The following is a 14,241-nucleotide window of genomic DNA, read 5'->3' on the forward strand; positions in this document are numbered from 1 at the left end:
TCGGACCAGTCCCGGCGGAGCCATCGCCAGGCCGTCGAAATAGGACAGCACGTGGTCGTAGTTGCGCCGGTAGCAGGAGTCCATACCGAGGGACCGGATGCGGTCGCGGATTCGGCCGCGCGGCCCTGCGGGTCGTTCTCGGGGCGCGGGTACGTGATGTGGGTGAGTGCGAGGTAGCTGCCGCTGGCCGGCGCCGCCATGTACTCGTCGAGGATGTCCTTCACCGCGCGGAGCAGCCGCGTGCAGGTGGGCTCGCGTCACCGGCGGAACTGCGCCGCTGCCGCTTCGAGCGTCGCCACGTGTTCGCGCCAGGCGGCCTCGTCGGTGTGCGGCAGGTTCGATGTCGCCACGGTGTAGCCGACGGCGCCGTCGAGCTGCTCCCGGAGGATGTCGGCGTGGCCGGCGTGCCGCTGGGTGTCGGCGATGACGTGCACGGCGAGCTGGTGCAGCGTCACCGGATTGCGGTCCTCGGGCCAGTGGGGAACGTGTCCCCGGGTGCCGAGATCCGACCCGGTGAGTACGGCGTCGGTGTTGGCCCACGCCGCGCGGTACAGGGCGACGACGTCCTCGCGTGATTCGTCGGACCGTGCCCACATGTCGACGAGCGGGTCGTCATCCAGCCCGTCGAGCCACGCGGGCGCTCCCTGCGGGCTGCGGCCGACCGGTTCGCCGAAGTAGCCGAATTCGACGCCGGCGGCGTGTTTGACCAGGCCGAGCAGGTTCGTTCCGGTCGGGGTGAGCGGTCGGCGGACGTCGTACTCGCCGAGTCCGTCGAGTTTCCACAACAGCGTCTCGCGTGCCTGCTGCAGGTACCGCAGCAGCGTTTCGGTCTGCGTCTCGGGCTCGCCGCCCACGCGCCGGTCGTTCACCGGGCAGAGCGTAGATGCGCCCGGACGAGGCGGCGAAGGGTTTTCGCGCGACGTATGCGGGAACGCCTATGCGTGCCCGTACGGACCGGCGACGGAAGGAGCGATCATGGCCGCCTGCGAGGTTTGCGGCAACGACTACGAGCTGGCCTTCGAGATCCGAACCCAGGGTGGCGGCGTGCACGTCTTCGACTCGTTCGAGTGCGCGATCCACCGCCTCGCGCCCGTGTGCGAACACTGCGGCTGCCGGGTGATCGGCCACGGAGCGTCGGTCGACGGCCGGTTCTTCTGCTGCGCCCACTGCGCACGCACGGCGACCGGGGCAGGTGCGGAACTGCAGGACGCCGTCGGCACCGCGTGAGCGGTTCCCAGAGCCGCGCGGACAACGCCGGCGGTGGGTCGCCGTCGGTGCCGTGCCCTCCGGCCGGCGCTGCCGTCCGGAGGGCGGACGAGCGCGCTGCCGCACCCCGACCGCCCACACCGCGGGAAGGTGCTGGCGAATGCTGGTCACCCGGCGGTGGGATCACGTACCGTCGCGCCCGATTCGTGAACGTCCCGGGAAGCGCGCTGCCCCGGTCACCCTCGGGTGACGCCGGCGGAGTGGCCCGGGTTCGCGAACCGGAGTGACGAGGAGGTCGCGTGGGTGTTCCGCAGCCGGGGTTGACCTGGGGTCTGAAACGCAGCTTCGTGGCCTACGTGTCCCGGCTCCGGGACGGCGGCTGCGGCGCCAAGGACGGCGGCTCCGTCGTCGACGGCAGCTTCTTCCACTTCGAACCCGCCGAACCCGCTGCGGCGGCGGTCGGTGATCCCGCGTCCCCGGGCGGTGCGTCGGTGGGGTCTGCCGCAGCGCGGCCGGACGCGCCGGCTCCGCAGCCCGCCGGTTCCGCCGCAGCGGCGTCGACCGGGGACGACGTACTCCGGTTCCGGGGCGACGTGCGGCTCGTCGGCCACGCCGGGCTGCTGTTCGTGATGTTGAAGGACCCGTGGGTCGAGTTCACCTCCGCCGGGGCGGTGCTCACGGTCGTCGACGTCGAGCACTGGCCCGACACCTCGATGCGCATGCCGCTCGCCACGCTCGAACCCGCCGAGTCCGTCACCGGAGAGGGCCTGCGGATGTGGTCGGACGTGCCCGCGAGGCTCACCGAACAGGGCGTCGAGCTGTTCAACGAGCAATATCCGGCAGGCCAGCCGCTCGACCCCGTCACCTTCGCCGTTCCCGTGGAATGAACCACCCGTGACCAGCATCGACATGTCTGCCCACCGATCGTCTCCGCGCCGAACGGGTCACAAGCCCGCCCCGCAGCTGAGCCGGTCGTGGTTGAATTTCCGGTGGACGCACGGAGAAAGGGTGGACGTGGCGAAGCTGGGTGAACTGGAGCGCGCGGTGATGGAGGTGCTCTGGGCGCGGGCCGAACCCGCCACTGTGCGTGCCGTCCACGAGGAACTGGCCGACCGCGGCCTGGCGTACACCACCGTCATGACCGTGCTGACCCGGCTGGCGGCGAAGGGAGTCGTGCGCAGGAAGCGATCGGGCAGGGCGTGGCTGTACGCACCCGCGGCGAGCCGCGAGGAGTACGTCGCGGAACTGATGCTGGAGGCGCTGGAGATGACCGGCGACCGTGATTCCGCGCTGGTGCGCTTCGCCCAGTCGGTGACCAACGACGAGGCCGACGCGCTGCGGAAGGCCCTGGAACAGGGCGAATCGCCATGAGCCTCGCCGCGCATCACGTCGCAGCGGGCACAGCGGCCGTGCTCGTGTCGCTCTGGCTGCTGCGCGGACGTTGGACCCACTCGCACCCACGGGCCGCGCTGGTGCTGTGGCAGCTCAGCTCGCTGGCACTGATCGTCTCGGTCGTCGGTGCACTGCTCTCGTTCGGCCTCGAACCGTTCGGGCGGGGACTGCTGCCCGCGCTCGTCGACCTGCCGTGGCGGTTCCAGGAGCTCGACCTCTGGCATCTCGGTGCGGTCGGGCTCGGCCTCGCCGTCGGCGGCTGGCTGATCGTCAACCAGTTGTTGTGCCTGCGCAGCACGGCTCGCGCGCGGGCGCGGCACCGGCTGCTGCTGCAGCTCGTCGCGACGCAGGAATCCGAGGAGCAGGGCAGGGACGCACTCGTCGTCGACCACCCCGTCGTCGTGGCGTACTGCCTGCCCGGCCGGACCCCGCACATCGTCGTCAGCGCGGGCGCACGGCGGCTGCTCACCGATGACGAACTCGACGCGGTGCTCGCGCACGAGCGTGCGCACGCGCGCGAGCGTCATCACCTGGTTGTTGCTCCGTTCCAGGCGCTGCGCCGGCTGCTGCCAGGGAACGGGTTGCTGAGCAGGGTGTGTTCGACGATCGAGCTGCTCGTCGAGATGTGCGCCGACGACCGTGCGGCGCGTTCGCGTGGTCGCGAGCCCCTGGCGAGCGCGCTGGAGCGGTTCCGAGCGAACGGCAACGGCGGAGGTACGCCCGCGGGTGCGCTCGCGGTGGCCGACGCGCCGGTGTCGGCCCGCATTCGCAGGCTCCGCAATCCGGACGAGGGCAGGCTGCCGCTGGCGTGGCCGCTGGCGTGTGCGGTCGCCGTGGCGGCGCTCGTGACGTCGCTTTCGCTGTTCGCCGTCCCGCTGTAGGCCGCGTTCAGCGCCCCTGAACACGCGTGAGCGTGTCCTTGAGGGGCGGTGGTCGGGCCGGCGGGCGGGAAGTCCCGAATCTTCCGTTCGTACTTCTCGCGCACGCACTCCGGCATCTTCGTACTCGCTCACCGCTGTTCCCCCGTACCCGCGGCCGGTTCACTACGACATGTAGTAGATTCCGTGCATGGACATCGTCTACAACCTTCTCGTCGTGACGCACCTGCTCGGCATGGCCTATCTCGTCAGCGGCATCGTCGTGCGGTGGGTCGGCTCCCCCGAACCGGGTGGCAAGATCATGCTGTGGGGCGCGAGTGCCCAGGTCGTCACGGGGCTGGCGCTCGCGGGTATCGCGTCGGCGGGCCTCGTCGGCGGCGAGGCCAACCACATGAAGATCGGCGTCAAGCTGGGCGTCGCCGTGGTGGTGCTCGTGCTGGCTCACATCACGTGGCGCCGCCCCGACGTCGGAAAGAACGTCTTCTACGGCCTCACCGCTGCGACTCTGCTCAACGTCGCGATCGCCGCGATGTGGGCGTGAGCCACCGGTCGCGTCGCTAGGGTTCCGGTATGTCCCGTGACCACAGGCCCGAGCGCCGACCCGCGTCCCCACGCCGGAGCGGAGCTGTCGCCGCATGAGTGACAAGGCGTTCGACGGCAAGTCGGTCGGGACGTGGTTGCCGGTCGGCATGGCGATGGGGATCGCACTCGGCCTGACCGTGTTCGACAACGTCGGCGTGGGCGTGGGTATCGGGGTGGCGCTCGGCATGGGAATGGCCACCGCGGTGTCGGCGACCGGGAAGTCCGGCAAGGACGACGAGACCGGCGACCCCGAGGTCTGATCCACAGCGGCCCGCCCGCGGCTCGCTCGGTACCGGAGCGCGGAGCGAGCCGGGCAGGCTTCGCGACGCAGTGTCAGGCCGGGCGGGTCCGACGCAACCAGAGCAGGCCGATCACTGGTAGCACCAGCGGTATGAACAGGTAGCCCATGCCGAAGTTCGACCACACCGTGGCGTCCGGGAAGGCGGCGCTGTCGAACACGCTCAGCGTGCCGACGACCAGCACGCCCGTCATCTCGACCGAGCACGAGGCGAGGGCCACGCGCCACCACATGGTTCCGGTGCGGGCGAGCGCGAACGTCGCGAGCAGGTAGACCACCGCCGCGAACGCCGACAGGGAATACGGCACCGGGGCCTCGTCGAATCGGGTGGCGATCTGCACACCGGCGCGGGACGTCGCGGCCACGGCGAAGATCGCGTACACGACGATCAGGACACGGCCGGGCCCGCTCGCTGTCGCCGGCCGGTCGGCGGGCGTGCGCTGTGGGGTCGCGGGCTGTTCAGGCACTGGCCCCGCCCCACACCTCGACCATGCGTAGCAGCAGGACCGGGACGGTCAGGCACAGGACGCCGAGAATCGCGGTGCTGGAACGCGTGCGCTCGGCGAGCGCCCACACGGTGCCCAGCGGCAACACGAGCAGCGAACCGACCAGGTAGGCCAGGAACGTGAGCAGGCTGCCCGGTTCGCCGCCGCCGATCAGCATGACGACCGAGATCACGACCTGGACAGCGAGCAGCGCTTCGAGTGCGCCGACACCCATGAGCAGCGGCTTCTCGGGTTCGCGGTGCAGCACCACGAGGACGAACGCCCATATCGCGACGCCCGCCGCGCAGGCGGACACCGCGATCGCATAGCCAGTGATCACCGGACCTCCCACGGTTACTACCGCTCGTAGTCTACGACCCCGGTGCGGGCGGCGGCCCCGTGGCCGGGTCGGCGCCGCCCTCCCGGGACGTCGGCGCCGCATCGCCCGGCCGTGGCACCGTGATCCGGATTCGCCGTCATGGTCACGGGCGGATTCCTCCGGTAGCGTCGGATGGCAGACGGCCGGGCACCCGTCAGCCACGCCCCCGATAGATCGGAGCCCCCAGCCCGGCGCATCGCCCGCGAGCGCGGGCCTGTCATCGCAGCCGAGTGGGGGTCGGCTCGCTCATCGAATCCGTCCAGTCCTACGTACATCTTCTGCCGCGAACCGCGGCTCCGGGCACAGCCGTGTGCGGAGCCGGCCACCGGACCGACGTTCGGTCGGGTTCCGGCGCGTTCGCAGGTTCCGCTCGTGCAGGCGACCGAGTCCGCGCGGGTGACCACCACTGCCAATACAGCAACAACCAACACGAGGTGTCGATGTCCCCCGTTTCCACCGATGCGGAAACCCACGAAGCGGCCGGTGCGCGCCGGCCGAAGCCGATCACATCCGGTCGCACGTCCCTGCCCGAACACGTCACCGTGAAGGTGTTCGTCATCGCGCCGCTGGTGGCGATCGCCGCGGCCGTGCCCTTCGCCTGGGGATGGGGCCTGAGCTGGATCGACATCGCGATCGGTGCGGCGTTCTTCGTCATCAGCGGGCTCGGCGTGACGGCGGGATACCACCGGTTGTTCACCCACGGCTCCTACAAGGCCGCGAGGCCGCTGCGCATCGCGATGGCGATCGCGGGAAGCATGTCGGCGCAAGGGCAGGTCACGACGTGGGTGGCGGACCACCGCAGGCACCACGCGTTCTCCGACCGCGCGGGTGATCCGCATTCCCCGTGGCGGTACGGCACGTCGCCGGCCGCCCTGGCGAAGGGCTTCTGGCACGCGCACATGGGGTGGCTGTTCGACCGCGAGGTCACGAACGTCGAACGGTTCGCGCCCGATCTCGCAGGCGACCGGGACATTCGCACGGTCGACCGGCTCTTCCCGGTGTGGGTGCTCGCGAGCTTCCTGTTGCCCGCGCTGCTCGGCGGGCTCATCACCTGGTCGGTGTGGGGCGGTGTGACCGCCTTCTTCTGGGCCGGGCTCGTCCGCATCGGGCTGCTGCACCACGTGACGTGGTCGGTCAACTCGATCTGCCACATGATCGGCGAACGCCCGTTCAGCAGCAGGGACAAGGCTGCGAACTTCTGGCCGCTCGCGATCTTCTCGTTCGGCGAGTCCTGGCACAACCTCCACCACGCCGATCCGACCTGTGCCCGGCACGGGGTGCTGCGCGGCCAGCTGGACATATCGGCCCGGCTGATCTGGATCTTCGAGAAGCTCGGCTGGGCGACCAAGGTCCGCTGGCCGAGCGCGACCCGGCTCACCCGACTGGCTCAGTAGTCGTTCCACCCGTCCGACCCGTCACGGGGTGTCACGGCCGACGCGGCCGGCTCCTCGTTTCGGGTGGGAAGGGTCGGCTGCCGCCGCTGCTCGTGATACGACATCTCCACGATCTTCGTCTGTTGTACCGGTCCGTGACCTGCGTGAGGGGCGCCTCGGCTACGGTCGTGCGCGGCAGGCGAACTGGGTGGAGGGACGATGACGAGCACCGTGACGCGTCACGGCCCGGAAGTGCAGCAACCGGAGTCCGGGCCGGAACCCGCCGGTGAGCCGCGCGGGGGACGCTCCGGGTTCGCGTGGCTGGTGCGACTCCCGAGTGCGGCCGTTCGCGGGCTGCGGCGCTCGGCCGCGACCACACCGGGACGACTGACGCTCATCAGCGCCGGCCTCGCCCTGCTCGCGCTGCTGGTCGGCACGGTGGCGGGCGCCGAACTCGGCGAGCGCAAGGCGACGATCGACGGTCTCGTCGACCACCGCGAACCGCTGACGGCGGCCGCACAGGAGGTCTACCGCTCCCTCTCGGACGCCGACGCCACCGCGGCCGGCACGCTGCTCAACGCCGACTCCGAGGGCATCGCGCTGCGGGACCGCTACGACCTGGACGTCGCCCGCGCGGGCGCAGCGCTCGCGAAGGCGGCCAGCGCCTCGGCCGGTAACCCCGCGGCCGTGGCGCAGGTCGACGTGCTGTCGCGGCAGTTGCCGGTCTACACCGGGCTGGTCGAGACGGCTCGGACGAACAGCCGCCAGGGCAACCCCGTCGGCGCCGCGTATCTCGCCGAGGCGTCGCAGCTCATGCGGTCGGAGATCCTGCCGGCAGCGAAGAATCTCTACGAGATCGAGGTCGAACGTCTCGCGGATGAGCAGGACGACGCGGCGTCCGTGCCGTGGCTGACGGGACTGCTGGCACTGGCGCTGCTGGCGGCGCTGATCGTCACGCAGGTGCACCTCAAACGCCGGACGAACCGCGTGTTCAACGTCGGCCTGGTCGTGGCGACGGTCGCGGTCGGGCTGGCGGTGCTGTGGTCGGCCGTGGCGGTCACGATCCAGAGCGTCCTCGTCAGCAGCGGCCAGTCGTCGGGTTCCGAGCAGACCGACGTCATGGTGCGGGCGCGCATCGCGGCGTTGCAGGCGCGCGCCGACGAGACGTTGACGCTGCTGGCCCGCGGCAACGGCACGGCGTACGAGGAGGAATACCAGGCGTCCATCCAGCGGCTCTCCGGTGGCAACGGGCAAGGCGGGTTCCTCGGTGAGGCCAGGGACGGCACCGAGGGGCTGTCGGCCGCGGACCACGTCGACGCCGCGATCCGGAGCGCCGGGGCGTGGCGAGAGGTCCACGGCCAGGTGCGCAACCTCGACAACGGTGGCCGCTACGAGGACGCGGTGGAGCTCGCCATCCAGACCGAGGGCGACGAGGGCGCGACCGCCGCGTTCACGCGCCTCGACGGCGACCTGGCCAGGGGAATCGCCGACAGCAGGCAGTTGTTCCTCGACGACACGACGAACGGTTCGCGCGTGCTGACGTTGCTCTCGCCGGGATTCGCGGTGTTGTCGCTGGTGGCGATGCTGGGTTCGATCCTCGGCATCCGTGAACGTCTTCGGGAGTACCGCTGATGAAACGCTGGACATGGCTCGCCGGGGCACTGGTGGCGACGTTGGTGGCCGGATGCGGGTCGGCGGGAACGCCCGTGGATCCGGCCCCGGTCGGATCGGTGCAGCGGCCGATGCCGGGTGGCACCGATGTGTCGGGCAAGATCGAGCAGGGCGGTTCGGACGCGCCGAACTGCAACCCGCAGCAGAGCCTGCGGCCGGACGACTCGATGCCGCCCGGGTCCACAATGGACAACATCAAGAAGCGCGGCTACCTCATCGCCGGTGTCGATCAGGCCACCAACCTGTGGGGCTTCCGCAACCCGCACACGGGCGAGCTCGAAGGGTTCGACATCGATGTCGTGAAGGAGATCGCCCACGACATCTTCGGCAGTTACGACCCGAACACGATCCGCTTCAAGGCGATCAACTCCTCGGAGCGCGAGACCGTGCTCGCCAGCGGCGACGTGGACGTGGTCGTGCGGACGTACTCGGTGACGTGCGAGCGGTTGCAGAAGGTCGCGTTCTCGTCCGTCTACTTCGAAGCGGCGCAGCGCGTACTGGTCACCGAGAAGTCCGGGATCGAGAACATCGCGCAGCTGGGCGGGAAAAAGGTGTGCGCCGCGGGCAGTTCGACCTCGGTGAACCGGCTCGCCGAAGCGAAACCGAAGCCCGAGCCCGTGGTCACCAACAACTGGACGGACTGCCTCGTGCTGTTGCAGCAGGGGCAGGTCGCGGGAGTGTCCACCGACGACACGATCCTCGCGGGCATGACGGAGGAGGATCCGGCGACGCGCGTCGTCGGCCCGCAGTTGTCGGAGGAGCTCTACGGCGTCGGTGTCCCGAAGGGCAACGAGGACATGGTCCGCTTCGTGAATGCGACGCTCGAGGACTTCCGGAAGAACATGTGGCGCGACCGGTTCCGGCATTGGGGGCTGCAGCGGGTGCTGGGCGACCTGACCCCACCGCAGCCGCAGTACCGGTGACCGCGAACCGAGGAGGCAACCTGTGACCGACGAGCCACGTCGTCCTCGCCACGCGGCGCCGGACGGAGACGACGAGCAGCACACACAGTACGTCGCGCCGGTGCAGCCGAACGGCGGCACGCCCCGGCACGCCGCTCAGCCGCAGCAGCCGCCGCAGCCGCCGCAGCCGCAGGCACCGCCGCAGCCGCAGGCACCCGGGGCCGCACAGCAGGGCCCGCAAGCCGCGCAGGCGCAGGCCGGGGCCAACGAGCCGATGTCGACGAGCGTGCTCGACCACGCTCCGGGCACCGAACTCGTCATGCCGCCTGCTCCGCCGTCCGAATCGGCCGATCCGAGCGAGGGTATGGGACCGCCCAGTGGGTACACGAGCGGTCCGGGAAGCGGCCCGGCGAGTGGTCCTGCGAGCGGTCCGGCGAGCGGCCCCGGGAGCGGCCCGGGGAGCGGCCCCGGAAGCGGGCCGGGCAGTGGCACCGGGAGCGGGACCGGCAGCGGAGCCGGAAGTGGGCCGTGGACCGGTTCGGGGGCAGGCACCGGAGGTGCGTTCCCGCGCACGTCGCGGCGGTCGTCCTCCCGCACGTCGACCCGCGGCAGGCTGGGTGCCGGCATGGTCGAGGTGCCGCCGGTGCCCTACCGGGACCCCGCCGAGGCGGTGCTGTCCGACCCGGTCGTGTCGGAGTCGAAGCGCTTCTGCAGCAGCTGCAACGCCAAGGTCGGCCGGGGGGCGGACGGCAAGGCGGGCAGTCCGCAGGGCACCTGCGACAAGTGCGGGACACCGTTCTCGTTCGTGCCGAAGCTCCAGCCCAGCGATCTCGTCGGCGGTCAGTACGAGGTGCTGGGCGCGCTCGCCTACGGTGGGCTCGGCTGGATCTATCTCGCACGTGACCTCAACGTCGACGGCCGTTGGGTCGTCCTCAAAGGACTGATTAACACCGGTGACGCGACCGCGATGGCGGCCGCCGTCAACGAGAAGCGGTTTCTCGCCGAGGTCGAGCATCCGCACATCGTCAAGATCTACAACTTCGTGCAGCACCCCGACCCTGACACGGGCGGGGCCGTCGACTACATCGTGATGGAGTACGTCGGCGGGCAGTCGCTGCGCCAGCTCGCGCTCGACCACCACCGCAAGAGCGGGCGCGCCGAGCCGTTGCCGATCGGGCAGGTCATCGCCTACGGACTGGAGATCCTGCCCGCGCTGGGCTACCTGCACAGCCAGGGGCTGCTGTACTGCGACCTCAAGCCGGACAACGTGATCCAGACCGGCGACCAGCTCAAGCTCATCGACCTGGGCGCAGTGCGGCGGATGGACGACTACAGCAGTCCGCTGTTCTTCACGAGCGGGTACAGCGCGCCGGAGCTGGCGAGCGACGGCGCGTCCGTGGCCTCCGACCTGTTCACGGTCGGCCGCACGCTGGCGGTGCTGAGCTTCGAATTCACGGGCTACACCACGAAGTTCAAGACGACGCTGCCGAGCCAGGACGACGTTCCACTGTTCCAGCTGTTCGGCTCCTACTACCGGTTCCTGCGCCGCGCGACGCACACCGATCCCGCGCGCCGGTTCGTCTCCGCAGAGGAGATGGCCGACCAGCTGACCGGTGTACTGCGCGAGATCATGGCGCTGGGAACCGGAAAACAGCGCCCCGGACAGTCCACTGTGTTCGGTCCGGAGACGAACACGTTCGGTGTCGACATGGTCGTTCCGGGCAACGGACAGGATGTGCCGTTGCCCGATCCGGTGGAGGTCGTGTCCGGACTGCCGGTGCCGCAGGTCGACACCGACGACGTCGGCGCCGGTGTGCTCGCCGCGACGCTCGGTGCGGATCCACGGGCGGCGATCGAGGCGCTGGCCGGTGCGCCGCGGGAGTCGATCGAGGTGCGACTGCGGGTCGTGCGCGCGCGGATCGAGCTGGGCGAGCTGGCCGAGGCCAATCGTCAGTTGCAGGCGGCGCAGTACCTGGCGATCAAGGCGGGCTTCCCGCACGACTGGCGGATCGACTGGTACCGCGGCCTGATCGAGCTCGCAGGCGGGCGCGCGCGGGTCGCGCACGTCGCGTTCGACACGGTCTACGACGAGCTGCCCGGTGAGACGGCGCCCAAGCTGGCGATGGCCTTCAGCGCGGAGGCGACCGGCGAGTACTTCACGGCGTCGCGGCTGTACGAGCTGGTGTGGCGGACCGACCGGTCGTACGTGAGTGCCGCGTTCGGACTGGCGCGGGTCTACCTGGCACAGGGAGCGCGGGCCAGCGCGATCGAGGTGCTCGAATCGGTGCCCGCGACGTCGACGCACCACGTGCCCGCACAGTTGGCGGCGATCAAGGTGAAGATCACGCCGATCGCGGGCAAGTCCGTGACGGAGGCCGATCTCGTCGACGCGAGCGCACGCCTCGAGCGGCTGAACCTTGACGCCGAGCGGCGGACGCGGCTCGGGATCGAGGTTCTGTCGGCCGCGCTGGAATGGGTCGGTGCGAACAACGCGTCCGGGGGCACGCGGGTGCTGGGATGTGCACTGGAGGACCGCGACATCCGGCTCGGGCTCGAGTCGCACCACCGGTCGTTGGCGCGGCTGGCGTCGACGGCCGCCGAGCGCATCGAACTCGTCGACAAAGCGAATGCGTTGCGGCCGCGCACCTTGACGTGAGCGCGGACGGGTCCGTGGGCTCGTGGGGCATGGCGGTGGGCAAGTCCGTGCCGCCGTGCGCCGACCGCGCATACGGGCATGCCATGCCGCGTGATCAAGGGAAGATTCGGGGCGCTCTCACCCGCAGGCCCGACCAGCGCCCCTCAAGGGCACGCCGACGCGTGGCCGTGATCAATGCCCCGAAGGTGCCCTTGGGGGCATCGCCGTGGCTGCCGCACGACCACGCCACCGCGGCGGACGTCAGGGGTTGACGTCCCAGCCCCTGTCCTCGGCGGCCGTGGTCTCGGTGGCCTCGGACTCGCGGAACTTGTCGAGCGCGTCGGGGTCGCCGTGCGTTGTGAAGTGCTCGAAGCCGACCGTCACGAACAGCGCGCGGGCGCGCAGCGCGACCGGACCGTCGGCGGCGTCGAGACGGCCCTCGGCGCTGACGTACGTCTTCCGGCCGGACCCGCCGTCGAGCTTGGCGGCGATGTGCAGCGTCGATCCGACGGGGACGGGCGCGACGAAGTCGGTCTCCAGGCGGGCGGTCACCGCCGGCCTGCGCAGCAGGTTGCCGACAGCCGACCCGAGGGCCTCGTCGAACGCGCACGCCAGCAGCCCGCCGTGGGCAAGACCGGGAGCGCCCTGGTGATCCTTCTGCACGGTGAACGTCGACACGACGGACATGTCGTCGGCGACGGCCGACTTCAGGTGCAGGCCCGATTCGACCTCGTGGCCGCACCCGAAGCACTCGGCGTAGTGCTCGGCGAGCTGCGTGCCGGGGGCGGGTGCGTCGGCGTGCGGGCTGACGGGCTCGGCGTCGGCTGGCGGCCAGTTCTCGGTACGTGAGCTCATCGGGTCAAGCTATCCGGCCGCGGCGCCGTGACCTCGCCTGCGGCGCCGATCTGTGGCGAACACCGCCGCTGCACGGTCGGTCGGCGTACGTGCAGCTGCGCGTGCGCACGGTCGACGTCGACAGCGGCCGTGAGCATTACCGCGAGGTCGCCGCCGAGACGGCCCAGGCCGCGTTGACGAAGCTCGGGTGATGACTCGGTCCGGGCGAACGATCTCCGCGGCCGTCAGTCCTGGAGAGCGGACATCGACGTCCATTCGGGCCATGAGTACGACCAGTCGTGGTAGTCGCCGTCCCGGGGGCCGAGGGGAACGCTGCTGCCCCGCACCTCGAACGGGTCGCCGGTCTGCGCCAGGTTGTAGTACTCGAGGGCGTCCGCGGGCGCGAGGTTGATGCACCCGTGGCTGACGTTGTCGTATCCCTGGCTGCCCACCGACCACGGAGCGGCGTGGGTGAACTCGCCGTTGTTGGAGATCCGCACGGCCCATTCGACCCGGAAGTCCTCGTAGTCGTAGGCAGGGTTGTTCATGTAGTACTCGGAGTGCTTGGTCATCACGACGTGTGTTCCGCTGCGGGTGACGCGGCCGGGGTCGGAGTCGAGGCCGAAGCTGGCCGGGTAGTCGGCGGTCTGCTTGCCGTCGACGAACACCTTCATCCGGTGCGACTGCGTGTTGGCGCGCACGAGCTGCCTGCGGCCGATCGTGAACGTCGAGGACACGTCGCTTTCGGCGTAGGCGCCGTCACTGAGTTCGAGCCCGTACAGATCGCCGCTGACCGACACCTCGGTTCCGGGCTGCCAGTACTCCTTCGGCCGCCAGTGCACGGCGGTGTCGAGTTCGAGCCATGCCCACGAGCCCTCGGTGGCCGTTGACGTCTCGACCGACAGTGCGCGTTCGACCGCAGCCTTGTTCTCGACGGGCTCGTCGAACGTGATGGAGATCGGCATGGCCACGCCATAGGTGCCGCCGTCACCGACGTTGAGGCTGGCGCTGTGGATCGCGGTCGGCTTCACGGTCTCGAACGACCCGGTGACCGGGGATTCCTTGCCTTCCGCGTTCGTCGCGGTGCCCGTCCAGCGGTAGCGCTTGCCGTAACCGAGCCGCTCGGTGGCCGTCCACGAGCGGCCGTTCTCCGCCAGCTCGCCGTCGACCTGCTCGCCCGCGTCGGCGGTGAGGGTGACGTTGTCGAGAGTGCCGTGTTCGACCGTCACGGACACGTCGTCACGCGGTTCGACGTCGGCCTCACCGTCGCCGGGCCGCAGGTCGACCTCGGCCGCGGGTGCGGGTTCGGGGGTGCTGTCCTGCATACCCGCGTTTCGCTGCTGTGGCGTGCTACCGGTGCAAGCCGCCAGCCACAGCATCGCGGTCAGTGTCAATGCGATCACCGGCCCGGGTCTGCGATCGCCCCCGATCGTGTAAGTGCCCTTCACGTGGATCCGCCCCTCTGAGGTCCGCGAAATGTGTGGCCGTGTCCTGTCCTCGCCACTCATCCGCCGAATGTGATGGCACTCACATTCGGCACTCCGGTCCGAACATTCCGGTCGACTCCGGCGGTGACCATGCGGCTACCCAGGTGACATGGCCGGTG

General features: G+C 70.3%; 15 protein-coding genes. 10 read left to right on the forward strand and 5 right to left on the reverse strand.

The features are described from left to right. Window positions 1–257: 257 nt before the first annotated feature. Window positions 258–869 (reverse strand): DinB family protein, encoded by a 612-nt coding sequence (locus tag LY40_RS12755; protein WP_258936981.1) that lies wholly within the window; start codon window positions 867–869, stop codon window positions 258–260. Between the two features lie 106 nt (window positions 870–975). On the opposite strand from LY40_RS12755, the gene LY40_RS12760 reads away from it, so the two are divergent. The 6 genes from LY40_RS12760 (at window position 976) to LY40_RS12785 (ending at window position 4,318) form a co-directional block, all read left to right on the forward strand. After that, the gene (locus LY40_RS12760; RefSeq protein ID WP_183781934.1) at window positions 976–1,227 is read left to right on the forward strand and encodes a metallothionein; all 252 of its coding nucleotides are present in this window, start codon (window positions 976–978) and stop codon (window positions 1,225–1,227) included. Between the two features lie 278 nt (window positions 1,228–1,505). Beyond that, window positions 1,506–2,093: an HtaA domain-containing protein gene (locus LY40_RS12765; RefSeq protein ID WP_258936982.1), complete on the forward strand. Its 588-nt coding sequence runs from the start codon at window positions 1,506–1,508 to the stop codon at window positions 2,091–2,093. Window positions 2,094–2,214: 121 nt separating this feature from the next. Next, window positions 2,215–2,577, forward strand: a complete 363-nt coding sequence (locus LY40_RS12770) for a BlaI/MecI/CopY family transcriptional regulator (protein WP_258936983.1) — start codon at window positions 2,215–2,217, stop codon at window positions 2,575–2,577. Beyond that, window positions 2,574–3,479, forward strand: a complete 906-nt coding sequence (locus LY40_RS12775) for a M56 family metallopeptidase (protein ID WP_183781939.1) — start codon at window positions 2,574–2,576, stop codon at window positions 3,477–3,479. Before LY40_RS12770 ends, LY40_RS12775 begins: the two co-directional genes overlap by 4 nt. Window positions 3,480–3,666: 187 nt before the next feature. Continuing rightward, window positions 3,667–4,017: a hypothetical protein gene (locus LY40_RS12780; protein ID WP_183781942.1), complete on the forward strand. Its 351-nt coding sequence runs from the start codon at window positions 3,667–3,669 to the stop codon at window positions 4,015–4,017. Window positions 4,018–4,111: 94 nt separating this feature from the next. Continuing rightward, window positions 4,112–4,318 (forward strand): hypothetical protein, encoded by a 207-nt coding sequence (locus tag LY40_RS12785; RefSeq protein ID WP_258936984.1) that lies wholly within the window; start codon window positions 4,112–4,114, stop codon window positions 4,316–4,318. 73 nt (window positions 4,319–4,391) lie between these two features. Here LY40_RS12785 and LY40_RS12790 read toward each other — a convergent pair whose 3' ends face one another. Further along, complete coding sequence (locus LY40_RS12790) at window positions 4,392–4,823, reverse strand: hypothetical protein (RefSeq protein WP_258936985.1); 432 nt, start codon at window positions 4,821–4,823, stop codon at window positions 4,392–4,394. Then, window positions 4,816–5,181, reverse strand: coding sequence for a hypothetical protein (locus LY40_RS12795; protein ID WP_183781948.1), 366 nt, complete (start codon window positions 5,179–5,181; stop codon window positions 4,816–4,818). Before LY40_RS12795 ends, LY40_RS12790 begins: the two co-directional genes overlap by 8 nt. Before the next feature lie 479 nt (window positions 5,182–5,660). Here LY40_RS12795 and LY40_RS12800 point away from each other — a divergent pair, with 479 nt between their 5' ends. From LY40_RS12800 to LY40_RS12815, 4 genes are all read left to right on the forward strand, one after another. Next, entirely contained in the window at window positions 5,661–6,614 is a 954-nt protein-coding gene (locus tag LY40_RS12800) for an acyl-CoA desaturase (RefSeq protein WP_183781950.1), read from the forward strand. Between the two features lie 198 nt (window positions 6,615–6,812). Then, window positions 6,813–8,225, forward strand: a complete 1,413-nt coding sequence (locus LY40_RS12805; RefSeq protein WP_183781952.1) for a GlnX family signal transduction membrane protein — start codon at window positions 6,813–6,815, stop codon at window positions 8,223–8,225. Next, the gene (locus LY40_RS12810) at window positions 8,225–9,187 is read left to right on the forward strand and encodes a glutamate ABC transporter substrate-binding protein (protein ID WP_183781954.1); all 963 of its coding nucleotides are present in this window, start codon (window positions 8,225–8,227) and stop codon (window positions 9,185–9,187) included. The genes LY40_RS12805 and LY40_RS12810 overlap by 1 nt, the downstream gene beginning before the upstream one ends. Before the next feature lie 22 nt (window positions 9,188–9,209). Then, complete coding sequence (locus tag LY40_RS12815; RefSeq protein WP_258936986.1) at window positions 9,210–11,822, forward strand: serine/threonine-protein kinase; 2,613 nt, start codon at window positions 9,210–9,212, stop codon at window positions 11,820–11,822. Between the two features lie 240 nt (window positions 11,823–12,062). Here LY40_RS12815 and LY40_RS12820 read toward each other — a convergent pair whose 3' ends face one another. Further along, window positions 12,063–12,656 carry a PaaI family thioesterase gene (locus tag LY40_RS12820; protein ID WP_258936987.1) on the reverse strand — a complete coding sequence of 198 codons (594 nt, stop codon included), beginning with the start codon at window positions 12,654–12,656 and terminating at the stop codon, window positions 12,063–12,065. A gap of 224 nt (window positions 12,657–12,880) precedes the next feature. After that, complete coding sequence (locus LY40_RS12825; RefSeq protein WP_258936988.1) at window positions 12,881–14,038, reverse strand: L,D-transpeptidase; 1,158 nt, start codon at window positions 14,036–14,038, stop codon at window positions 12,881–12,883. Window positions 14,039–14,241 lie beyond the last annotated feature (203 nt).

It is taken from the genome of Prauserella salsuginis, assembly GCF_024648885.1.
In the GTDB taxonomy this organism is placed as follows: domain Bacteria; phylum Actinomycetota; class Actinomycetes; order Mycobacteriales; family Pseudonocardiaceae; genus Prauserella; species Prauserella salsuginis.